Source organism: Planococcus shenhongbingii (assembly GCF_030413635.1).
Lineage (GTDB): Bacteria > Bacillota > Bacilli > Bacillales_A > Planococcaceae > Planococcus > Planococcus shenhongbingii.
In genome coordinates this window covers 1,062,054-1,083,534 of the sequence record NZ_CP129235.1, presented here as the reverse complement: position 1 = coordinate 1,083,534, position 21,481 = coordinate 1,062,054, and the positions used below count along the sequence as shown (strand labels likewise).

Sequence of the window (21,481 nt, the reverse complement as noted above, 5' to 3'; positions counted from 1 at the left end):
TTTCTGCCTAAAGATTGCCAAGCTTGACTGAAAATTGCTAATATAATAATGATGAGAGGGGAGATTTATTTGACAACTTTTGATGAAAAATTAGCCCGCTATGCCCATTTAGCTGTAAACGTTGGCATCAATATTCAGCCTGGTCAGCCGCTTTATATCAATGCAACTCTTGATGCTGCACCTCTGGTACGATTGATTGCAAAAAAAGCTTATGAAGCGGGAGCAAAACAAGTTCACGTGGATTGGAGCGATGATGAAATAACCCGTCTTCGCTTTGAATTAGCTCCGGGAGACTCGTTTTCTGAGTTTCCGGTATGGAAAGTACAAGAACGTGAATTGCTTGCAAATCAAGGGGCTGCCTTTATCAGCATCATGTCTCAAAGCCCGGACCTCTTAAAAGGCATCGACTCTAAGCGTATTGCCGCTTTCCAAAAAGCAACCGGTACTGCTTTAAGCAAATATCGCCAGTATGTCCAATCGGACAAAATCAGCTGGACTGTCCTGGCTTCTCCTTCTAAAGCATGGGCTGCGAAAGTATTCCCCGAGCTTCCGGAAGAACAGCAAGTGGACGCTTTATGGGAAGCGATTTTCAAAGCGGTGCGTGCCGATTTGGACAACCCTGTTCAGGAATGGCTCAACCATGATGAAAAGCTACATACCAAAGTCGATTATTTAAACAATAAAAAATACGCGAAGCTTCATTACACAGCACCGAATACCGACTTGGAAGTCGCTCTTCCAAAAGGACATTTATGGTGCGGAGCAGGATCTGTGAACGAAAAAGGACATACCTTCATGGCAAATATGCCGACTGAGGAAGTGTTTACAGTGCCTGACAAAACAGGGGTCAACGGTGTTGTAGCCAGTACAAAACCATTGAGTTACGGCGGCAATATCATTGATGATTTCAGGATTACTTTCGAAAACGGAAAAATTGTTGAGGTCATTGCTGAACAAGGCGAAGAAGTTTTGAAAGAATTGGTCGCAACTGATGAAGGATCCCATTACTTGGGAGAAGTTGCACTCGTGCCGCACCAGTCACCTATTTCAGCTTCGAACATTTTGTTCTATAACACCTTGTTCGACGAAAACGCATCTAACCATTTTGCTATTGGCAGTGCTTATGCATTTTGCATCGAAGGCGGCAAAACAATGTCCAAAGAAGAATTAGCAGCTCATGGATTAAACCAAAGTATTACGCACGTAGACTTTATGGTGGGGTCAGATGAAATGGACATTGACGGTATTTTAAATGATGGCACTCGAGAACCGATTTTCAGAGCTGGAAATTGGGCTTTTTAAGTATCATTATTTCGACACTTAATTTCTACCTGACTTTCATGTATAATGAAATTTGATGAACGCAGATATGAAAGGAGTTTTCATTATGTTAGAAGGCATTACGATAGTTCTTGGGTTTATGGTTGTCATTTTCTTGCTCTTCTTCACATTGTTGCACTACTTGGGCAAGGAACTTCACGCACACGATGCGGAGCACGTTGATCCACTACCGAAAAAGAAATACTAAAAAAAACCGTTCTCTAATTTTAGAGAACGGTTTTTAATATGTTGAGACGGTTATTTTAATATAATCTTGTTTCATTTTCTTTAAAAAACAATGATATAGTAAATCTTTTTACCTGTTTTTTGTAATTTCAACATACAATAGACCTTTCTAAGGTATCATTTTCATATCAGGTACTTTTTACATTGTTTTTTCCATGGTAAAATGCAGAGTGGTAGTCGTTTATAATAGGAGGAGTTTAGGCATGTTTTCTTCAACAGATATCGGAATTGATCTAGGAACAGCAAATATTTTAGTATATACAAAATCAAAGGGCATTATATTGAATGAACCTTCAGTTGTAGCATTGGACACGAAGACAGGGAAAGTGATTGCTATTGGTGAAGATGCCAAAGCAATGATCGGCAAAACGCCAAGTTCAATTCGGATCGTACGTCCGTTAAAAGAAGGCGTTATTGCAGATTTTGACGTTACCACTGAATTATTGAGATTAGTTATGCAAAAAGCAGCAAAACAAATGGGTGGATCTTTACGCAAACCGAATGTAATGATTTGCACTCCTTGTGGAGCCACATCTGTTGAACGACGTGCAATTCTTGATGCAGTCAAGCAAAGCGGAGCGAAAAGCGTTCATTTGATTGAAGAGCCCGTTGCTGCTGCAATTGGAGCAGATCTTCCTGTCAGTGAACCGATTGCCAGTGTAATTGTAGACATCGGCGGTGGGACCACTGAAGTTGGAATCATCTCATTTGGTGGAGTTGTTTCAGCAAATACAGTGAAAGTTGCAGGAGACCGGATGGATGAAGACATCATCCAATACGTCCGCAAACATTACAATGTATTGATCGGTGAACCTACTGCAGAAAACATAAAAAAAGAAATTGGCTACGCGTTGATTACGCATAAAGAGGAAACGATGGAAATTCGCGGCCGTGATATTATGACCGGATTACCGAAAATCGTTAATTTGACATCTACTGAAATTCAGGAAACATTAAAAGAATCTTTGCTTGCCATTTTGGAATGCATTCGTGCAACACTTGAAAATTGCCCAGCGGAACTGTCCGGCGATATCGTAGACCAAGGAGTTGTCATTTCCGGAGGCGGTGCTTTGCTTAAAGGAATGCAGCAATGGCTGTCAGAAGAAATTTCAGTGCCCGTCCATATTGCACCACAGCCACTTGAATCAGTAGCGGTCGGTACAGGAAAGTCACTTGTAATGCTTAATAAATTGGATAAAATCGCACGTTAATCTAGATAGCTCGGAGGCAATATGCTTCTGGGCTGTTTTTTTCAGTAAAAAGTATTATGATAAGAATAGATTTCTGAAGGAGGAACCGCCATGACCAGATTAGAAGAAATTTTAGAGTACAATGAGTCGTTTGTGAATAATAAAGAATACGAAAAGTACATCACTACGAAATTCCCTGATAAAAAAATTGTCATTCTCACTTGTATGGATACCCGGCTTCTCGAAATGCTACCAAAAGCGATGAATTTAAAAAATGGCGATGCGAAGATTGTAAAAAGCGCTGGCGCCGTGATCAACCATCCTTTCGGAGGAATTATGCGCAGTCTGTTTGTAGCCGTCTATGAACTGAATGCAGAGGAAATTTACATAATCGGCCATCATGACTGTGGAATGGCCGCTATCGATCCTATCACCATTTTAGCTAAAATGAAAGCTCGTGGAATAGATGAAAAAACAATTGAACAAATGGAATATTCCGGAGTTAATCTCGAAGAGTGGCTCCGTGGATTCGACGATGTTACAGAAAGTGTCCGACATGGGGTAAATATGGTCAAGAACCATCCGCTAATGGATAGTAAAGTACCGGTTCATGGCCTGGTCATCGACCCTACAACCGGAAAGCTTGAAATTATCGTCGATGGAAACGAAAACCGCTGAGAAAATTCTCAGCGGTTTTTTAAAGTCCAAAACGGTTTGTCTCACGACTTTGAAAGCAGACTTTTTATCAGTGCTTATTGTTTAAAATATAAATAATCGAGTGCAATGCCTTCCTTGCCAAATTGTCGCAGGAAAGACGTTACTTGTCCTCTATGGTAAGCTCCATGGTTGATGACTGTGAACAGCATTTCTTCACGTGTATTCTCAAAATCATCACCGCGTAAATTTTTGAATTTCAACGGCTCCTGCCATTGTTCTTCTGACAGCGAGGACATGTACAGCTCCATCTCAGCATGCAATAGCATAAAGGCTTCAATTGCTTTTTCAGTTGTCGACACATCAAAATATTCAAATGCCGGGCTCTTTGTTCCAATCATCCGAAGCAGCCATAGTTTTTCAACACCAATCACATGCTCCATTGTTTTTTCAATCGAAGAAAAGGAACTTTGCCCTTCCCTTTGGTAAAGCTCTTCACCAAAAGTCCCAACATGGCGAAGGCTTTCAAGTGTAGCCCATTGATGATAGGAAAATAGCTTATTTCTATCCATAATTTATCTTCCCTCTCCTTGCTTCTATTCAAAAAACCATCTCGCAACTGATTTCCACCATTTTTTATAGGCGGCCTTGCCCTTTCAAAATTCACCTTCCAATAACGCATATTGAAAATGGTCTTCCCACACTCCATTAATATACAGGAATTCTCGCAACAATCCTTCTTTTAAAAAGCTGGATTTTTCCAATACACGAATCGAACCGATATTTCTTGGAGACACATAAGCTTCAATCCGATGAAGATGGAGTTGTTCAAACCCAAAAGCTACGACTAGCTGGACCGCTTCAGTGGCGATCCCTTTGCCGACACATGCTTCATCGATGGAATAGCCGACCAGCGCACTGAGGAAAGGAAGGCGTTTAATGCCATATATTGAAATATGGCCAATCATTTTATTGGATTCATGCTCAAATATCCCAAAACTGTATTCACGGTTTTCTCTCGCTTGATAAATTGATTCCCTTATCTTTTCCCGCTGAACCATGGCAGTAAAATAACTATCTTGATGGCGCGGCTCATAGACAGCCCAATACTCCCGGTTGCGCACCAAAAGTTGTACCATCTCTTCCGCGTCATCAACTGTTAAATTCCGAATGTAACATGTATTGCCGTAAAATGTTAAGTTCATAACATCATTCCACAGAAGAAATTAGCGCATTGAATTCTTCAGCATCTTTTACACACAAAGCAATTCCTTTTTCCCAGAATGCTTCTTGTGTGATGTCTTCATCCAAATGCTTCAGCGCTAAATCTTCAGCTGTCATAATCGCTGTATCACGAAGTAATGCTGTGTACTTTTCTTCAAAACCACTGCCTTCTTCTAAAGCTTTTGCATAAATGCTCAGCGAGAACAAATACCCGAAAGTGTAAGGGAAGTTATAAAACGGTACATCAGTAATGTAAAAATGGAGTTTTGACGCCCAGAAATGCGGATGCGTTGATTTTAATCCTCCAGCAAACCCTTCTTTTTGCGCATCTTCCATCAGTTCATTCAGCCTGGCAGATGAAACAACCCCTTTTTTCCGTTCTTCGTAAAATCGGGTTTCAAACAAGAAACGGGCATGGATATTCATAAAGAAAGCTACGCTTCGCTGTAATTTATCTTCAAGCAATGCGATTTTCTCTTCTTTTGCTTGAGCATTTTTAACTGCAGCATCGGCCACAATCATTTCTGCAAATGTTGAAGCTGTTTCGGCTACATTCATTGCATAGGAACGGTTCAATGGGTGGACAGGACGCAAGGCATACGTATGGAAAGCATGGCCCAGCTCATGCGCTAATGTTGCTACATTGGACATTGTCCCGCTGTAAGTCATGAAAATTCGGGATTCGTCTGTCATCGGAAGCCCCGTGCAGAAACCGCCTGGACGCTTATTCGGCCGGTCTTCCGCTTCAATCCAGCCTCTTTCAAACGCTTGAACAGCAAATTGCTGGAGTTCCGGACCGAATTTTCCAAAATGCTCTAATATGAATTCCGCTCCTTCCTGATAGGAAAAATGCTGTGTACTTTCAGTTACAGGAGCATCAACATCAAACCAATCCAATCCATCTTTTCCAAGAATCTCGGCTTTTTTGTTCAAGTAATTGACAAAAGGCTGTTTGTTTTTGCTGATGGCGCCCCACATGGCATCTAATGTTTCTTGTTTCATGCGATTGATGTGAAGCGGCTCTTGGAGAACACTTTTCCATCCGCGTTTTTTATATACTTCCAGACGGAATCCGGCAATCGAATTCAGCGTCTTCGCAAAAAACTCCTCTTTTTCAGTCCAAGCTTCTTCCAGTTTTTCGTATGACTGCTGGCGGACTGCTGCTTCAGCATGTGAACTTAAATTATTGGTTTGGCCAACAGAAAGAATTTTTTCTTTCCCTTCAATGACCATTTTTATTTTGATCTCTCCGACGAGCATATCGTAGAGCTGGCTCCAGCCGTGGTAACCATCTGTACTAAGCGCGGTGATGATATTTTCTTCTTTTTCAGATAGCAGCATATTTGCTTCTTTTCGCCATTCGTTCAGCACGAAGCTGAAGTCTTTCAAGGATTCAGACGCAAGAAGTTCATTCCAGACACCGTCTTCGGCTTTTGCTAATTGTTGCTGGATTTTTTGAAGTGAAGTCTGAAATTCAGCATTCAGTGCAGATGCTTCACTCTGCAAAATTGCCGCTTTTTTATCTTCTGTATTTTGAGCCATCAAACAGCCAATAAATGATCCCGCTTGGTTCAATTGCTGCATGACTTTTTTGGCTTGTTCCAGCAGGTCTGCAATCCGTGAAGCATCTTCTAAAGAAGCTGGCACTTCAAAGCTTTGGGACATTCTTTCAAATTCCTTTAAGGCAGATTCTGTGTTGTCTATATGTACGCGCAAATCTTTTGAATCGCTTCCCCCTGGGAAAAGCACATCTAAATCCCATACTTCCGGAAATTTCACCGTCATTGTGTTACCCCCTGGTAAACTAAATTTTCTAAAAACACTTATTAGTATATCATTTTTATTCGGCAGGCGGAACAAATGAACGGACTCCCACCATTCAATATTTTGCGGAAAAGTGTCCGACATTTCACAAATTCCCTTTTATTTCAATTTTCTTGGAAATTGCAGTTTGTTGTACTAAACAAGGACAGGTATACTTAAAGAAGAGGAGGGATTTCTAATGTTTCGGATACTGCTGATGACTATTGCTTTTATAGCTGTCATCATTGTCAATGCTTTGGCAAATATTCTACCAATCAATGGCCAGACAACTGGGGAAATTTCTAATCGGGTTCCTGTACTGTTTACACCTGCTGGTTATGTATTCTCAATCTGGTCACTTATTTACATACTGCTTGCTATCTGGATTATCGGTTTTTGGGTGCGCCTGAAAAAAGGACAAGTTCCCTCAACTAAAATAGCCCTGTTCTTTTCTTTAAGCGCCCTTTTCAATATTATTTGGCTGTTTCTTTGGCATTATGAGTTTTTCGGATCGTCGATTATTGCCATGATCGGATACCTGCTTTCTTTAATTGGGCTTTACCTTCAATACGGCAATGAAGAAAGAAGCATTATGGAACGTTTTCCAATTTCGATTAATTTTGGGTGGATCAGTATTGCTACCATTGCCAATATCAGTTTTGTACTCACTTACTATAACTGGGGCGGCTGGGGACTGAGCGATCAGCTCTGGGCCGTCATCATGCTGACAATCGCCACAGCGCTGGCACTTCATATCCGGTTCCATTATTCCGATGTTCCATATGCATTGGTGTTCATCTGGGCATTTGTCGGAATTGCAGTAAAACATGGAACCGATGAATTGCTTCTTACCACAGCTTCCTTGTTTTTATGCGGTGTGATTTTAACCGGAATCTTATTAATTAAAAAAAGACCCTAAGGGGTCTTTTTTTTTATCAATCTATTTTCGTCAGTAAAATCGGCTCGCCTTTTGTAACAAGTACAGTATGCTCAATTTGTGCAACGAGAGACTGATCAGGTGTGATGAACGTCCAGCCGTCTCCAGATTCTACAATATGCTCGGATTTCTGCGAAATGAACGGCTCTACAGCCAGGACCATTCCTTCTTTTAAAATAGTAGTTTCCCAAGCATCATAATAATTCAAAATATGCTGAGGAGCTTCATGCAATGATTTTCCAATTCCGTGGCCAGTCAGGTTCTTGATAACAAATAAGCCTTGCTGTTTAGCTTCACGTTCAACTGCTTTGCCGATCTGGTTTAATTTTGCGCCAGCTTTGACTTTTGTCATAGCACGATCAAATGCAGAAGCCGCTACTTCACAAAGCTTTTCTTTTTCAGGATGTCCATCCCCTACTACAAAAGAAATACCTGTATCTGAAAAATAGCCTTCATAGGATCCTGATACATCAATATTGACCATATCGCCTTCATTGATGACCCGTTTTCCTGGCATGCCGTGTGCCACTTCCTCGTTCACACTGATGCAAGTATAGCCCGGGAAATCATATTCTGATTTCGGGCCTGAGACGCCGCCAAGTTCTTCAAACATTCGGCCGCCCATCTCATCGAGTTCTTCTGTGGTGATGCCCGGCTTAGTGGCAGCTCTCATCGCATCACGAATTTCAGCGACCATTCGGCCGGCTTTTTTTAGCATTTCAATATCTTTTTCTGTATTGGCAATCATTTAATACCCTTCTTTCAACTTGTCTAACAAAAATTATACCATAAGAAAAGAGGACTATCATAACGATAATCCTCTTACAAGCTGATGACATGCTCTCAATAGCTATTTTAAGAAAGCCCGGTAATTCCATTTAAGCTTTTGTATCTACCAGTTTAGGGGCAGCTGCAAAAAGTGCCGAGCAGACAAAAGCCGCAAGCAGAAATACTGGAATCATATATGTGGCATTATAAACTGCTGAATAGATAAAAACATTGCCTTCTGCAAACATGCCAAAGAATAAGATGCCCGTAATTACGTGGGTAATATAACGCAAGAGAGATCCAATAAACAGCCCAATTACTACTGCAGTAATCATGCCGCCAGTGCGATGTTCTCTGTAAGCATGCAAATATCTTCCACGCATCATCCCAGCAAGGCCAACTACTCCGTAGGCAACCAGATAATCCAGGAGCACTTGCATCACTACAAAACCAAACGACAGCGGAGTAACTGAAATGACTCCTGTGACAATTTGCAGCAAGCCTATAAGAAGACCGGTTAATACACCTGCCAGAACGCCTCTTCTAAATGCTATCAAGACGATGGGAATCATTACAAAGCTGACGGAACCACCCTGTGGCATTTTAAACGCCACAAAATCCAGAACATAGCCTAGCGCTCCGAAAATCGCTATTTCCACCATCAATAAAACTCGTAAATTTCTCATGACTTCCTCCTTATGTGTTATGCACATCACCAGAAGGGCCGCAGAAAAAAACCATATAAAAGCGGCGCCAGGATAGATCCTGGCGCCGCGTTAAGGGCAGGTTTCCATCCACATCCCTGCGCAAGTGTTAACTTACAGGTTCGAAGGGTAAGAACAAAATGTTCACTCTCAGCAATTAGCTCCCCTTGTGGTGTATACATTATTTCACTAACACTTGTATTGTACACAAGAATCAGCTTTAAAGCAATATCGTTTCAAGCTATACCGTTAGGGTATACTTTTATAACTGTAAAATTTGAAAGGTGGTGCAGGCAGCTGAACAAAAGCTGCCAAAAAATGATTGAACTGCTTAAGGATTTGATTAAAATCGAAAGTGATACAAAACAGGGAGCGAACGATGCCCTTCTTTTTTGTGCTGACTGGCTGAAAAACAACGGGCAAGATATCACAGTCCATAATAACGATGGCTATTTGATGCTGACAGCCATTAAAGGCCAAGGAACCAAAACGATTGTTTGGAACGGGCATGTCGATGTAGTGCCCGGACATGCCGAACAATTTGTTCCTATGGAAGAAAGCGGTCGAGTTTACGGCCGCGGAGCTGCTGATATGAAAGCGGGAGTTGCCGCCATGATGCAGGCTTTTGTGGAGTTAGATGAAGGCAAGCTTAATCAGATTGTCCAATTACATATCGTCACCGATGAAGAAATCGGTGGGCGCAATACGTCAAAATGGCTAGTGGATCAAGGTTATCATGGAGATTTTGTTATTTGCGGGGAACCCACCGGCTTGAAAGTGGGTCTGCAATCTAAAGGGATACTGCGGATGGATTTGACTTTCAAAGGCAAACCCGCACATGGCAGCCGGCCTTGGGAAGGCATCAACGCCATTGAATCTGCCATGAAATTCCACATCGCCATGGCAGAATTGCCATTCCGAAAAGAATCCACGGAGTATTACGAACAGCCTTCGGTTAATCTGCCAATTATCAATGCCGGTGAACGCTATAATGTAGTTCCTGAAATCTGTCATATGTCTTATGATATCCGCTTTATGCCAGGGCAGGATAAACAAGAAATCATCCGGCAAATGGTGGAGCTTTCCGAAACTTTAAATCTTGATATGGAATATAAGGCAAGCGGTTCAACGCCGGCTCTGACCACTTCAAAAGAGAATCCGTTTATACAAACCTTGCAAAAAGCCATTAAACAGACGACCGGCAAAGAGCCGGTATTGTTCGGCCAGCACGGAGCTGCCGATACCCGTTATTATGCGTCTGTGAACGGCGGTGAAGGAGCTATAGAGTTTGGCCCTGCCGGAGATGACTGGCATGGCAACGCAGAATTCGTTCTGCTTTCCAGTGTCCAGGAGTATAAGGAAGTTCTTATTTCATTGGCCTATTCCTAAAGGTTAGGTTTATAAAAATAGAAACAAGGGAAACTAGTTTATACCTCACTTATGATAGGAGAGATAGCTGTGAAAATAAGTCGTATTGTAAAAACTGCTATTAAAATAGCACCTGTTGCTTATCCGATTATCCGAAAAGCAATGCAAAAAAGCAAAAAAACCGGAAATACCAGCCAATACAAAACTCCACAGGCCAAACGTTAAAGATAACAAAGGGGGCTGTCCAATAAGTCTATTATTAGACTTATTGGACAGCCCCCTGCTTCTAATAAAGCGTAGGTTAATACTATTGCTCCTGCATTGCACCTGCATCGCTGCGCTAGCTTCGGTGCAGAAAAAACCGCCGCTGCGCTAGCTTCGTCGCAAAGGAGTTGTCCCAAATTACTTTTGGGACAACTCCTTTATTATGCATATTCGGCATGAATGGCCAGTCGGTGAAACAACCATTAAGAGAGATGGCAAACCCTTCGTTTGATAAAAGGCTGTTTTCAGGCATAAGGCACAACTTCACGCAGCGCTAAATATTCGATTTCCATCTTCTCAGAAGGACGTACCGAGGTCACGCCATCAATCGTCGCGCTTCTTTCTTCCCCGCCCTGCTCCAGTATTTGCAGCATTTCTTCGAATGTTTTAGGAGCAGCCGCTGGCAATTCCTTATCTTCTACTTCCCAGCCATTTTGATATTGCTCTAAAAAAGCGTTCGCCATCGCTTGATAACCTTTTATATTGGGATGGACATCTGCCGGATTTGGAATTTTATCGATTGCATTTTTTCCAAATGATTGATCTACAGAAACAAATTGCGCTCCTGCTTTTTCTGACGTTTGCTTTAATATGGCGTTAAGTTGGTCAAGCTGTTTTCCGGTACCTTGTTTTTGCGTATCCCGGACATGAGGATAAGCAAAATAATAACCCATTACATACAGGTCCGCTTGAGGAGCGGTCTTTTTCAGCTCGGCAATAATAGCTTCCAGATTAATCCGGGCCTTGTTTAAAGCAAAATCTACTTGGATTTGCTGAAATGCTAATGAGCCTTCTGCTGGATTTGATTGGATTAACGGCAGGAGATCATTCGCCCCCGCAGATAAGGTAATGATGTTGGCAGAAGCGAGTACTTCTTTAGCTTCCAGTGACTGAATCCGTTTCAAAACATCTTCTGTTGTAAACCCGGGAAATGCCAGGTTTTTCGTATAGAAAGCAACCGGTTGATGGCGCGCCAATTCTTGCGCAATCATATCCGAATAACCTGCATCAATTTGAGAATTTGGCGTTTGCCCTGCTGCTAAAGAATCGCCAAGTGCGATATAAACCGCCGGAATTCTCACTTCCGCTTGCACCGTCATCGATCCACTGATCAAAAAGGCAATAGCCAACATTGCTGTCCAAAATTTCTTCAAATTGCTCACCTCTTAGAATGCCCAGTTTCCATTACGGAAAATCGGCTCTTTTGTCCCGTCTTCCCGAATGCCGTCGATATTCATCTCTGCGCTCCCGATCATAAAGTCTTCATGGACAATGGAAGTATTCAAACCGATCGACTCTAATTGCGTCCGCTCCAAGTCACGTGCTCCTTCGCAGCAAGTCGGATAAGAATCACCGATTGCCAGATGATTGGAAGCATTTTCATCAAACAAGGTATTGAAAAACAGGATATTGGCATCCGATATCGGTGAATGGTGAGGCACTAAGGCAACTTCGCCTAGATAAGCTGCTCCTTTGTCGGAGGCTATCATTTCATCAAGCAGTTCCTGCCCTGACGCTGCTTGTGCTTTGACGATTTTCCCTTTTTCAAATGTCAAAGTAAATCCGTCGATGATATTGCCTTGATAGACAAGCGGTTTAGTATTGCGTACCACTCCTTCTACACCGTATTTCAAAGGAACTGTATAAACTTCCTCGGTCGGCATATTGGCGATAAACGGATTGCCTTGCGGCGTTTTCGAAGCTCCAGACATCCAAATATGCTTTTCAGGAAGAGCAATCGTCAAATCCGTTCCAGGCGCTGTGTAATGCAGCTTCTCGAATCTTCTATCATTTAACAAACCTGCGCGCTTTTCTAAAGTGTCAATATGCTCTTGCCATTTTTTCACAGCATCTCCTTCTCCAATGCGCACGGTCTTAAAAATGGCTTCCCAAAGAGCTTCCATCTGCTGATCGCTTTCAAGCTCCGAAAAAACTTTTTGTGCCCATTTCTGGGAAGGAATCGCAACAATTGACCAGGCTACTTTATCTGATCCTACTGCCTGACGGTAGCGCTCCAAAGCCTTTCCTGAAGCTTTTTGCGAATCAGACAGGCGTTTTGCCGGAATCCCCGTCAATAAATCCGGATCTTCTGCGTCAATCCATAAGAACGATCCACCAGTATTGATGACTTCGTCCCGTTGAACTACCGACCATTCCGGATACTCAGTGAAAGCTTCATCCGGCGCCATTTCGAAATGGATTCTTGTTTGAACAGGATCGGCGTAATTCACATAAACGCGTTTTGCTCCTGCTTCGTATGCTTTTTTTACCACGAGGCGGGTAAACTCAATCGTATCAACCGTTGTATTAATCATGATGGTTTGGTTTTTTTGGACGTTCAATCCTACGTAAACGGTAAGGTCTGCATACTGCTCCAATTTTTCTTGGAAAGTCATCGTTTGTTCCCCTTTTCGGACATTGTTTTACTGTTTCCTTCAATCAACTGGCCGCCATGAAGAATTTTCTGAACTGGTTTTGAAGGCAGTTCTTTCGTGAATTTCTTATAATGGCGCTCATCTTGATAAGCTAGCAATGTCAGAACTTCCCCGTCTGCCCCTGCCCGCCCTGTCCGGCCGGAACGGTGCAAATACTGGTCTACTGTTTGTGGGACGTCCACGTGGATTACATGCGTTACTGCATCAATATCCAAGCCGCGCGCAGCTACTTCCGTCGCAATCAGTACGGAAACTTCCCCTTTTCGGAATGACTCAAGCGCTTTTTTACGTTCTTCTTTTTTCATTTCAGAGTGCAGTGTAACTACTTTTGCGTCACGGAATTTCAGTTTATCTTCTTTCATCAGCAGCTGATCAAGATTATTGACGAAAGCCAGTGCTTTCACACCGTCGATATGCGAAATTCTGCGAAGCATATCAGTCTTTTCACGTTCTTCCACTTTAATGAACGAATGCGTCACTTTCCCGAACATCGGCAAATCCTCCGCAGTTACCTGAATGCGCGTCGGATGCTGCATCAGCCGATCCGCTACCAACTCCACTTCTTCTGTTATGGTTGCTGATACAAGAACCAATTGACGGTCATGCTGTGTTTTTTCAATCAAGTCTTTCATGATATTGCGGTGCTCGCGGGCCATCAATTGATCGCCTTCATCCAAAATCAGCATGCGTATTTCGTGCATTTTAAGTTTTTTGCTTTTGACCAATTCGTTTAAGCGGCCCGGTGTTCCCACAACAATCGTTGGTTTTTTCTTTAACTTCTCTAGTTGGCGCTGCACGTTGGCTCCGCCAATCAGTTGGGCGACTGTTACATCGGTGCCTTCTGTCCATTCGCGCAAAACATTGACAATCTGCATAGATAACTCCTGAGATGGGGCTATGATCATCGCTTGAATTGCCGGTTTTGCCGTATTCACACGCTGTAAGATTGGCAATACATAAGCCAAGGTTTTACCAGAGCCTGTCGGAGACTCAGCAACGATGTCATTGCCAGCGAGCATTTCCGGAATCATTTGTTCTTGAATAGGCATGGCCGTTTCAAATCCTGCCTTATTCCATTTTTCTTGCCAAATCGGATTTAATTGTTCTATAAAGTTCATGTCTTATTCCACCTTCTTTTCGATGCTAATAGTGTACCATATTTGGCGTTTCACCGCTTTTTTAAAAAGAAAAGCGCAAGCGCCCATTTAGCCTCGACAAGCGCTGGAGGCCTTGGCGGTAATGGCGTTATTTGCCATTGCTGCCGAGGCTGAAGCGACTCGAGGAGCTGGGCGCTGAAGTCGGACAATCAGAAAAGCGCAAGCGCCCATGTTAGATTCGACGGGCATAAGACAGCCCGGCGAAGCGGCGTGTTTTCAGCCGCATAATCAGATTAGCTTTGGTTCCTCAATTTCTGAGCCTTGGAATCCGAAAATGAAAAAGCTGACCCAATTGCTTGGGGCAGCTTTGGCTTTCCTATTCAGTTACTTCTTTGCGTTTATAAACAATCTCCTTTTCAGCTTCGGAAACTGGGCGAACCGGTTTCTTGATGAAGATGGACAGCGCTAAAGCGACAAGCGCAATGAATGTCGAAACAAAAAACGCAAAGTTGATGCCATCAAGCATCGCTAAATTTAAAATACTTGCCGGATCGGTTCCATTGGCAGCTAAATCCTTTGCAGTTGACTCGGTGCGTACATTCATAATCGAAATCAAGAAAGCCGAACCGACGGCTCCTGCCACTTGCTGAAGCGTATTGTTGATGGCAGTACCATGTGGATATGATTTCATCGGCAAAGTGTTCAACCCGTTTGTCATGACCGGCATCATGACAAGAGAAATCCCTAACATGCGAATTGTATAAATCAGCATGATGTTGAAAAAGCTTGATTCCAAACTTAATTGACTGAACATATAAGTGGTTGCCACTACGATAGCCAACCCGGGAACTGCCAGTACTCTTGCACCGAATTTATCGAACAGACGGCCCGTAATTGGCGACATAACGCCCATCACAAGGGCTCCTGGAAGCATAAGCAGCCCTGATTCAATTGGCGATATGCCTTTGATGGTCTGAATATAGATTGGCATCAAAATCATTGCCGAAAACATCGACATTGAAATTGCCACTGAAATGGCGGATGACAAAGCGAACATCGGATATTTATAGATTCGAATTTGAAGCAATGGTTCATCCAATTTAAGCTGTCGGAACCCGAAAATTAGCAATGAGACAATTCCGATGGCGATTGTTAGCACTACAACAGGGTCAGTCCAGCCCATGGTCCCTGCTGAACTGAATCCATATAGAATGCCGCCAAACCCTAAACTTGAAAGTGCGAGTGATAATTTATCCAAAGACAGGTTTCTGTCCTGGAAAGTTAAGTTTTTTAACTTGAAGATTCCCAAAGCAAGTGGAATCAACGCAATCGGCAGTACAATCCAGAAGAGGACGCGCCATGAATAATGTTCAACGATGAATCCTGACAGTGTAGGCCCGATTGCTGGAGCCACTACCATCACGAGGCCAAAAAACCCCATTGCCGATCCACGCTTTTCAATCGGGAAAGCGGCCAGCATGACGTTCATCAATAACGGCATCATCAATGCCGAACCTGCTGCCTGCACCATCCGGCCAATCAGCAGCACGCTGAACACCGGTGCTATTGCAGCCAGTAAAGTTCCTAATGCAAACAAAGACATGGCCACAATAAATATAGAACGGTTCGAATAGCGCTGGATAAAATATGCACTCGCTGGAATCAAAATACCGTTGACTAACATATAGCCGGTCACCAGCCATTGCACCGTCGAAGCGGTAACATTCAAGTCAATCATGATTTCCGGCAAAGCTATATTCAATAATGTCTGGTTAAAGATTGCCACAAACGCCCCTGTAAACAAAATTGCTATTATGCCATAAGGCGGTTTTTTCTGTTCTGTCATTCTTTTTATTCCTCCGTAATTTCTTGCGTTATTTTAATGTTTTTTCTCCATTGCACAATTCTATACCCACAGTATATTTTTATCAAGTAAAATATACTGACAGTCCAAAAACATTGATTTAAAAGTATTTTCAGGCTACTATAGAACTAGACTGAGAGTATAAAGGTGAGAAACATGAATCTAAAAAAACAGCAAATCATCAATGCCGCTTATTCACTGTTCATCAACAAAGGATATAATTCTTCTTCTATTCAGGACATTCTGGATGAAGCCGGCGTATCAAAAGGCACTTTCTATAAATATTTCACTTCGAAGACGGAATGTCTGATAGCCATCATGGAATCAATCGGCAGTGAAATCCGCCAAAAGCGAATGGCAGCTGCAGTCGGCAAATCAGTGAACGACTCTGAAGTTCTTGCCGAGCAATTGTGCATCCGAATACGGCTTAACCGGGAAAAAAATCTTTTTTCATTATATGAAAGCATTTTTCATTCTCAAGACGAAGAGCTGAAAAAGTTTGCCAAAGAAACATATATTAATGAATTAAACTGGATTAAATTTCGCATAACAGAAGTATTTGGAGAAGAAGCTGAACCTTATGCTTTAGAAAACGCAGCAGTGGTGCATGGATCCATTCAGCAGCTTACCCATATTTGGAAGCTTAGCACCGAAGAAGACCTGCCCACTGATGAATTGGCCTCGTTTGTGATTAGGCGCTTGAAAGCGGCAATCACCCAGCAAATCAAGTCGGGTGACCGGTTTATCAGAGAAGCGAGTATTTCCAGCGAAGCACCAGCAGAAAAGCTGTCTTTAGAGGAACTAAGCAAAAAGCTCAAACAGCTGTTGCAGGATGAGGAAGAAGATACAAGGCAGCTTATCAACTTTTTAGCGGAGGAATTAGTTGCAGAAACTCCCCGCAAAGTGTTGATGGAAAGCGTCTTATCCACTTTGACCCAAACAAACGCATATGAACATGAACTGGTAATGGCATTCGAACAAGTTTGGAAAGAACTGCAGCAAATGTAAAAAGAGGCATCGCCGCAATTGGCGTTGCCTCTTTTCTTATGGTTTTCTTCGGCCTTTCGTAGCCTGTTCAAATGCATAAGCATATTCAATCAGCGCAGGTTCGCTGAATGCATGTCCTGTAAAAGTGATGCCGAACGGTTCGTTTTCCGCTGAAAAGCTGAAAGGCACGGTAATAGAAGGAAAGCCTGCAGCCGCTCCGATATTGCAGCCAAAATCTTGAGGCAATAACAGCGCATCCGCCCTAATTTCATTTAACGTGCTGGTGATTCCCTGCTCGGCTGATAAAAAGCGGTTCCGCTCCAATGCCTCGACGTATTCCCGTTCGTTCAATTTCCCGCTCATGCTATTCGCCTGTTCCATGAGATTCTGGCCAAACTTCAGCATGGTTTCTTCATGTTCATTATTGAAAGCAATGACGTCGTCCATTGAACGGATTGGATTTTGCGGATTCGATTTTGCCAAATATGCGTTAAGATCCGCTTTAAACTCATGCAGCAAAACCGCGAATCCCAAATCATCCTGATCGGCTCCAAGGTCCACGTTGTCGATAATCTCTGCACCACATTCACGCAGCTTGTCCATCGCTTTTTCAAATTGCTCCAATTGTTCCTGTGAGATACCGCCCTCGAACAGAGCTCTTGGCACCCCCAACTTGATGCCTTTCAATCCATCTTTCTTGAAATGCTGCGTCCAGTCATAATCTTCAAACTGCTGCGCATAGACTGTGATGGGATCTTCCGGATCAAAACCGGTCATTGCTGCAAAGACCGTGACAGCATCTTCCACTGTGCGTGCCATTGGTCCAGGAATATCCTGGGTATGGGAAAGTGGAATAACTCCATTCCGGCTGACCATGCCGACAGTCGGTTTGATGCCGACCAAACTATTATGCGCTGCTGGATCAATGATGGACCCGGACGTTTCGGTCCCAAGAGCGGCTGCCGCTAAGTTGGTGGCCACAGCAGCTGCAGAACCTGAACTGGAACCTCCGACATCGAATGGCCCGTATGGGTTCTTTACCTGCCCGCCGCGTGAGCTATAGCCGTTGGGTAGTTTATCTGACATGAAATTAGCCCACTCGGTCATATTTGTTTTGCCAAGTATGACAGCACCTGCTTCGCGCAATTTGACGACTATTTTAGCATCCTCCAGTGCATAATGGTCTTTCAAGGCAAGCGACCCTGCACTGGTATGCATTTTATCTTTGGTATTCATACTATCTTTTATTAAAACCGGAATGCCGTGAAGCGGTGAACGCACTCCGATGTGCTGCCGTTCAAAATCAAGAGCTTGTGCAATCTGTAAAGCATCCGGATTGATTTCCAAGACAGCATTGGTATTTTTATCACGCAGCGAGATGTTTTCCTTGTACATCAATACAAGCTCTTCTGATGTAATGTTCCCATCAGCCAGTTCCAGCTGCAATTCTGCAATGGTTTTTTCATCTAATTGGTTGAGCCGGTATTCTTCTAATTTTTTATGATGCATGCATTTTCCTCCGTTTTCTCATTTATCAAATTTGATATTCAGTTAAATCTCTGTATTGAAAAAAGCCGGAAGCTCCGGCTTACAGTTCTTCTGTATATGTTTTCATCAATTCATATAAAGACAATTCGTAGAGCTGTCTGCCATCGATTTTAAAGACATTTTGCTCTACCAGCTGTTCAATGATGATTGATCGTTTATCTTCAAATTTAGATTCTGGTATTTGTTCCATCTTGTTCTTTCTCTCCTTGTCACGGTCTCTCTTCTCTCTACCCCGTAAAGCGCTTTCATAAAACCTGAAAAGCGATTTATTTGAGTTACTTTTCTAGTTTTTCGGATTGAAACGATGAAATAAAAAAATGATGCGCTAGGCATCATATCAGACTGTAGACAAAGTGTGCTTGAAATGAATAAGACTGTATAAACCCCAACCGGTCCGGCCACTTCGCTTTCCGTGGGCTCGGCTTCAGCCTCCTCGTCACTGGCGTTCCTGCGGGGTCTTCAGCTCGAGCTGATTCCACAGGAGTCTCGTGGCCGGACCGGTTAGGGATGTCACTTTTCAGATAAGTGAGGAGAAAAGGCATCCGGTTTTTATTTCATTTCAGGTTCCGCAGCGGAAACTGGCGAGGGCAAGTCTTTGCGACGAGCTAGCGCAGGGGCACAGGTTTTCGTTAGTTCGGCGCGAGCCCGCGGAAAGCGTCCGGTTGAAGCGCAGGAACCGAGGAGAGAAGCTTGTTTTTGATAGTTATTCAATTGATTGAAAGTATATTCTTTTGTCTACAAGCTCCATTTCTTACTTATTTCAGAATTGAATCCACAGCCAATTTTGCAATTGTAGCATTTGAAAGAATAAAATTATCCACTTTCACATGTGAAAAATTGGGGATATGCTCTTCACGCTCTATTTCGACGGTTGTATGCACTCCAGGCGATATGCGTTCAACCGCGCAAGCAATCATTAGAGATTTCCCGTCTGCCAGGACTTGATCATCAATTTTTTCATCGGAAAATATTAATAGCGCATCAGCATGCTGCACATTGGCTTTGTTCAAAACATCGCCGTCAGTCGCGCGCCCTCTAACAAAATGAATCCGATCATGAATTTCCTTCGCCTTTTCAATCGTATCAATTACGACAATTTCCACTTTGGAATCTCTTGCTAATATTTCTTTAATCGCATTTTCCGCTTTATGGGACCAATCAATGATAACAATATGATTTTTTCCTTCGTACATCAAACCACCGCTTTCTTTCTGTCGTCTGTAAAAGGTTATGCTGTCAATCGCTTTGCCAATGAATGTAGCGAATAATCCAATGCCAATGATGTATAAGAACAGAATGGTGAATACTCTGCCGAGAATAGTTGCAGGGAAAAAATCACCGTAGCCGACTGTCAACATTGTCGTCATCGTAAACCACAAAGCGTCAAAATGTGACGGGAACGTTTCCGGCTCAATCCATGGCAGCAACAATGTGCTGAGAGCTATCAAGATAACTGTACAAGTTGTTAAAATCAACCATGAAAGATTAGTCGCTTTAAAATACAATTTCTTCAGGATAATCATCTTGTCATCTCCCGCCCTGCTTGTAACGTCAGAAAATTTATTTTTCTTTCTCAGTATACTCTTTTCTTTATTTGAAACTCATCATTTTTATTAAATAAACACACAAAAAAACCGATACCTGTTTATGGATATCGGTTTTCATCAAAGTTAATTTTAAACTTTTCTCCTGCTATTTTTCGAAGCAAATCCTGCCTGTTATAATCACGAGATAGAAATCAAGTCAGTATCTTGTTTTTCGTCATTGCCGATTGCTTTATTCAGTCTTGGTATAACTTCGGTTGCCAGCAATTCGATATTTCTCTCTACTTTATGGAATGGAACTCCTCCAATATCAACTTGCGCCAAAAAACGTGTATGCCCAAATAGTTCATGCTGGCGGAGAATTTTTTCTACAACTTGTTCAGGACTTCCTACAAACAACGCTGTTTCCGGACTAGCTAATTGTTCAAAATCACCTCTGGACATTCTTGTCCCCATCCCGCGTTGGCGATTGACATAATTCCAATAGTTAGCGTAATAAGGGTAAAACTCATCCATTGCCTGTTCGGTCGTTTCTGCCATATAAGTATGCCCTGTCACACCGACTTTTAATGCATCCGCTGTATGTCCCGCTTCCATTCCTGCTTGGCGATAGATGTCAACAAGCGGCTTAAACCGCATGGGATCTCCACCTAATATGGCTAAAGCCATTCCGACACCCAATTTCCCTGCACGTTCAGCACTTTCAGGAGTCCCGCCAACGCCAATCCAAATTGGCAGTTGTTTTTGTATTGACCGGGGGGCGATTTCGGCTTCCGTTAATGCAGAACGGAACTTTCCGTTCCAAGAAACAATTTCATTTTCATTCAGTTTTAAAAGCAAATCCAGATGCTCGCTGAAAAGTTCGTTATAATCATTCGTGCTGTAACCGAACAGTGGAAAAGATTCTACGAAAGCTCCCCGGCCAGCTATAATTTCGGCACGGCCACCTGAAATCAAGTCTACTGTAGCAAAATCTTCGTATAACCGAACTGGATCAAGCGTGCTTAATACACTTGTAGCACTTGTTAACTTAATTTGTTTTGTGGCATATGCCATGGCAGACAATACTACTGCCGGAGAGGAAACAGCATAATCCAATCGATGATGTTCTCCCACTCCGAAGATGTCAAGGCCGGCTTCATCAGCTAATTTTGCCGCTTGAATAATTTCGTCCATTCGTTGCTTGGCACTGATCGTCTTTCCTGTAAAAGGGTCTGGACCTATATCTGCCAGTGTATATACCCCTATTTCAATGCTATTTTGTTTTTTTGCAGTCAATAAAATCTCTCCTTCTCAAATAACTGACTTTACAAGTCATTCATCTTTCTTCCTTATTGTTACTTTATATAACTAAGTTTATAATCGTAATATAATAATGTCAAGTAATCATTTTTATTATTAAAGTTATTTTATTGATATTATGAAGACAAAGTGTCTAATATTTTTTGGCCCTTAGCAAAAAAAATTATTTGGTATCCGAGAAAACATAATAAAATCCCGGATTCCAATAGGAACCCAGGATTTTATT

At 42.6% G+C, this 21,481-nt stretch carries 21 protein-coding genes and 1 riboswitch; of the genes, 8 read left to right on the top strand and 13 right to left on the bottom strand.

The window, feature by feature from the left end:
• The first annotated feature begins 69 nt into the window (after nucleotides 1-69).
• The 4 genes from QWY16_RS05285 (at nucleotide 70) to QWY16_RS05270 (ending at nucleotide 3,434) form a co-directional block, all read left to right on the top strand.
• On the top strand, nucleotides 70-1,302 hold the full coding sequence (locus tag QWY16_RS05285; protein WP_300991881.1) for an aminopeptidase: 1,233 nt from the start codon (nucleotides 70-72) through the stop codon (nucleotides 1,300-1,302).
• Nucleotides 1,303-1,387: 85 nt separating this feature from the next.
• A complete protein-coding gene (locus QWY16_RS05280) occupies nucleotides 1,388-1,528 on the top strand; it encodes a hypothetical protein (protein WP_300991880.1) in 141 nt (46 codons plus the stop codon).
• 241 nt (nucleotides 1,529-1,769) lie between these two features.
• Nucleotides 1,770-2,777, top strand: coding sequence for a rod-share determining protein MreBH (gene mreBH / locus QWY16_RS05275; RefSeq protein WP_300991879.1), 1,008 nt, complete (start codon nucleotides 1,770-1,772; stop codon nucleotides 2,775-2,777).
• Nucleotides 2,778-2,867: 90 nt separating this feature from the next.
• Complete coding sequence (locus QWY16_RS05270) at nucleotides 2,868-3,434, top strand: beta-class carbonic anhydrase (protein ID WP_300991878.1); 567 nt, start codon at nucleotides 2,868-2,870, stop codon at nucleotides 3,432-3,434.
• Between the two features lie 74 nt (nucleotides 3,435-3,508).
• On the opposite strand, the gene QWY16_RS05265 is transcribed toward QWY16_RS05270, so the two are convergent.
• From QWY16_RS05265 to QWY16_RS05255, 3 genes are all read right to left on the bottom strand, one after another.
• Complete coding sequence (locus tag QWY16_RS05265) at nucleotides 3,509-3,982, bottom strand: DinB family protein (protein WP_300991877.1); 474 nt, start codon at nucleotides 3,980-3,982, stop codon at nucleotides 3,509-3,511.
• A gap of 84 nt (nucleotides 3,983-4,066) precedes the next feature.
• Nucleotides 4,067-4,615 carry a GNAT family N-acetyltransferase gene (locus tag QWY16_RS05260; protein ID WP_300991876.1) on the bottom strand — a complete coding sequence of 183 codons (549 nt, stop codon included), beginning with the start codon at nucleotides 4,613-4,615 and terminating at the stop codon, nucleotides 4,067-4,069.
• A gap of 4 nt (nucleotides 4,616-4,619) precedes the next feature.
• Nucleotides 4,620-6,419 carry a M3 family oligoendopeptidase gene (locus tag QWY16_RS05255; protein WP_300991875.1) on the bottom strand — a complete coding sequence of 600 codons (1,800 nt, stop codon included), beginning with the start codon at nucleotides 6,417-6,419 and terminating at the stop codon, nucleotides 4,620-4,622.
• A 217-nt stretch (nucleotides 6,420-6,636) separates the two neighbouring features.
• On the opposite strand from QWY16_RS05255, the gene QWY16_RS05250 reads away from it, so the two are divergent.
• Nucleotides 6,637-7,356, top strand: coding sequence for a TspO-related membrane protein (locus tag QWY16_RS05250; protein WP_300991874.1), 720 nt, complete (start codon nucleotides 6,637-6,639; stop codon nucleotides 7,354-7,356).
• A gap of 16 nt (nucleotides 7,357-7,372) precedes the next feature.
• Here the strand turns inward: QWY16_RS05250 and map are convergent, their stop codons facing one another.
• Nucleotides 7,373-8,122: a type I methionyl aminopeptidase gene (map, locus tag QWY16_RS05245; RefSeq protein WP_300991873.1), complete on the bottom strand. Its 750-nt coding sequence runs from the start codon at nucleotides 8,120-8,122 to the stop codon at nucleotides 7,373-7,375.
• Between the two features lie 130 nt (nucleotides 8,123-8,252).
• Complete coding sequence (gene thiT / locus QWY16_RS05240) at nucleotides 8,253-8,828, bottom strand: energy-coupled thiamine transporter ThiT (protein WP_300991872.1); 576 nt, start codon at nucleotides 8,826-8,828, stop codon at nucleotides 8,253-8,255.
• Between the two features lie 96 nt (nucleotides 8,829-8,924).
• Nucleotides 8,925-9,024: riboswitch (TPP riboswitch) on the bottom strand.
• A gap of 140 nt (nucleotides 9,025-9,164) precedes the next feature.
• Here thiT and QWY16_RS05235 point away from each other — a divergent pair.
• Together QWY16_RS05235 and yxzF are read left to right on the top strand one after the other, a co-directional pair.
• Nucleotides 9,165-10,235: a M20 family metallopeptidase gene (locus QWY16_RS05235; RefSeq protein WP_300991871.1), complete on the top strand. Its 1,071-nt coding sequence runs from the start codon at nucleotides 9,165-9,167 to the stop codon at nucleotides 10,233-10,235.
• 69 nt (nucleotides 10,236-10,304) lie between these two features.
• Nucleotides 10,305-10,439 carry a small protein YxzF gene (gene yxzF / locus QWY16_RS05230; RefSeq protein WP_300991870.1) on the top strand — a complete coding sequence of 45 codons (135 nt, stop codon included), beginning with the start codon at nucleotides 10,305-10,307 and terminating at the stop codon, nucleotides 10,437-10,439.
• Nucleotides 10,440-10,723: 284 nt separating this feature from the next.
• On the opposite strand, the gene QWY16_RS05225 is transcribed toward yxzF, so the two are convergent.
• From QWY16_RS05225 to QWY16_RS05210, 4 genes are all read right to left on the bottom strand, one after another.
• Nucleotides 10,724-11,641, bottom strand: a complete 918-nt coding sequence (locus QWY16_RS05225) for an SGNH/GDSL hydrolase family protein (protein WP_300991869.1) — start codon at nucleotides 11,639-11,641, stop codon at nucleotides 10,724-10,726.
• A gap of 3 nt (nucleotides 11,642-11,644) precedes the next feature.
• Nucleotides 11,645-12,874: an aminopeptidase gene (locus QWY16_RS05220; protein ID WP_300991868.1), complete on the bottom strand. Its 1,230-nt coding sequence runs from the start codon at nucleotides 12,872-12,874 to the stop codon at nucleotides 11,645-11,647.
• On the bottom strand, nucleotides 12,871-14,031 hold the full coding sequence (locus QWY16_RS05215) for a DEAD/DEAH box helicase (RefSeq protein ID WP_300991867.1): 1,161 nt from the start codon (nucleotides 14,029-14,031) through the stop codon (nucleotides 12,871-12,873). Before QWY16_RS05215 ends, QWY16_RS05220 begins: the two co-directional genes overlap by 4 nt.
• 355 nt (nucleotides 14,032-14,386) lie before the next feature.
• Nucleotides 14,387-15,856, bottom strand: a complete 1,470-nt coding sequence (locus QWY16_RS05210) for an MDR family MFS transporter (RefSeq protein WP_300991866.1) — start codon at nucleotides 15,854-15,856, stop codon at nucleotides 14,387-14,389.
• A 174-nt stretch (nucleotides 15,857-16,030) separates the two neighbouring features.
• Between QWY16_RS05210 and QWY16_RS05205 the strand changes: the two genes are divergently transcribed.
• Entirely contained in the window at nucleotides 16,031-16,882 is an 852-nt protein-coding gene (locus QWY16_RS05205) for a TetR/AcrR family transcriptional regulator (protein ID WP_300991865.1), read from the top strand.
• Between the two features lie 36 nt (nucleotides 16,883-16,918).
• On the opposite strand, the gene QWY16_RS05200 is transcribed toward QWY16_RS05205, so the two are convergent.
• From QWY16_RS05200 to QWY16_RS05185, 4 genes are all read right to left on the bottom strand, one after another.
• On the bottom strand, nucleotides 16,919-18,370 hold the full coding sequence (locus QWY16_RS05200; protein ID WP_300991864.1) for an amidase family protein: 1,452 nt from the start codon (nucleotides 18,368-18,370) through the stop codon (nucleotides 16,919-16,921).
• 79 nt (nucleotides 18,371-18,449) lie between these two features.
• On the bottom strand, nucleotides 18,450-18,599 hold the full coding sequence (locus QWY16_RS05195) for a Fur-regulated basic protein FbpA (protein ID WP_300991863.1): 150 nt from the start codon (nucleotides 18,597-18,599) through the stop codon (nucleotides 18,450-18,452).
• A gap of 565 nt (nucleotides 18,600-19,164) precedes the next feature.
• Nucleotides 19,165-19,932, bottom strand: coding sequence for an ion channel (locus QWY16_RS05190; protein ID WP_300991862.1), 768 nt, complete (start codon nucleotides 19,930-19,932; stop codon nucleotides 19,165-19,167).
• A gap of 201 nt (nucleotides 19,933-20,133) precedes the next feature.
• On the bottom strand, nucleotides 20,134-21,231 hold the full coding sequence (locus tag QWY16_RS05185) for an LLM class flavin-dependent oxidoreductase (protein ID WP_300991861.1): 1,098 nt from the start codon (nucleotides 21,229-21,231) through the stop codon (nucleotides 20,134-20,136).
• Nucleotides 21,232-21,481: the final 250 nt, after the last annotated feature.

Bases quoted from the DNA above. Each gene is read 5' to 3' on its own strand.
- QWY16_RS05215 (WP_300991867.1), bottom strand. From the start codon at position 14,031: ATGAACTTTATAGAACAATTAAATCCGATTTGGCAAGAAAAATGGAAT.
- map (WP_300991873.1), bottom strand. From the start codon at position 8,122: ATGATTGCCAATACAGAAAAAGATATTGAAATGCTAAAAAAAGCCGGC.
- QWY16_RS05195 (WP_300991863.1), bottom strand. From the start codon at position 18,599: ATGGAACAAATACCAGAATCTAAATTTGAAGATAAACGATCAATCATC.
- QWY16_RS05220 (WP_300991868.1), bottom strand. From the start codon at position 12,874: ATGACTTTCCAAGAAAAATTGGAGCAGTATGCAGACCTTACCGTTTAC.
- QWY16_RS05210 (WP_300991866.1), bottom strand. From the start codon at position 15,856: ATGACAGAACAGAAAAAACCGCCTTATGGCATAATAGCAATTTTGTTT.
- thiT (WP_300991872.1), bottom strand. From the start codon at position 8,828: ATGAGAAATTTACGAGTTTTATTGATGGTGGAAATAGCGATTTTCGGA.
- mreBH (WP_300991879.1), top strand. From the start codon at position 1,770: ATGTTTTCTTCAACAGATATCGGAATTGATCTAGGAACAGCAAATATT.
- QWY16_RS05270 (WP_300991878.1), top strand. From the start codon at position 2,868: ATGACCAGATTAGAAGAAATTTTAGAGTACAATGAGTCGTTTGTGAAT.
- QWY16_RS05205 (WP_300991865.1), top strand. From the start codon at position 16,031: ATGAATCTAAAAAAACAGCAAATCATCAATGCCGCTTATTCACTGTTC.
- QWY16_RS05200 (WP_300991864.1), bottom strand. From the start codon at position 18,370: ATGCATCATAAAAAATTAGAAGAATACCGGCTCAACCAATTAGATGAA.
- QWY16_RS05250 (WP_300991874.1), top strand. From the start codon at position 6,637: ATGTTTCGGATACTGCTGATGACTATTGCTTTTATAGCTGTCATCATT.
- QWY16_RS05265 (WP_300991877.1), bottom strand. From the start codon at position 3,982: ATGGATAGAAATAAGCTATTTTCCTATCATCAATGGGCTACACTTGAA.
- QWY16_RS05190 (WP_300991862.1), bottom strand. From the start codon at position 19,932: ATGATTATCCTGAAGAAATTGTATTTTAAAGCGACTAATCTTTCATGG.
- QWY16_RS05255 (WP_300991875.1), bottom strand. From the start codon at position 6,419: ATGACGGTGAAATTTCCGGAAGTATGGGATTTAGATGTGCTTTTCCCA.
- QWY16_RS05235 (WP_300991871.1), top strand. From the start codon at position 9,165: ATGATTGAACTGCTTAAGGATTTGATTAAAATCGAAAGTGATACAAAA.
- QWY16_RS05260 (WP_300991876.1), bottom strand. From the start codon at position 4,615: ATGAACTTAACATTTTACGGCAATACATGTTACATTCGGAATTTAACA.
- QWY16_RS05280 (WP_300991880.1), top strand. From the start codon at position 1,388: ATGTTAGAAGGCATTACGATAGTTCTTGGGTTTATGGTTGTCATTTTC.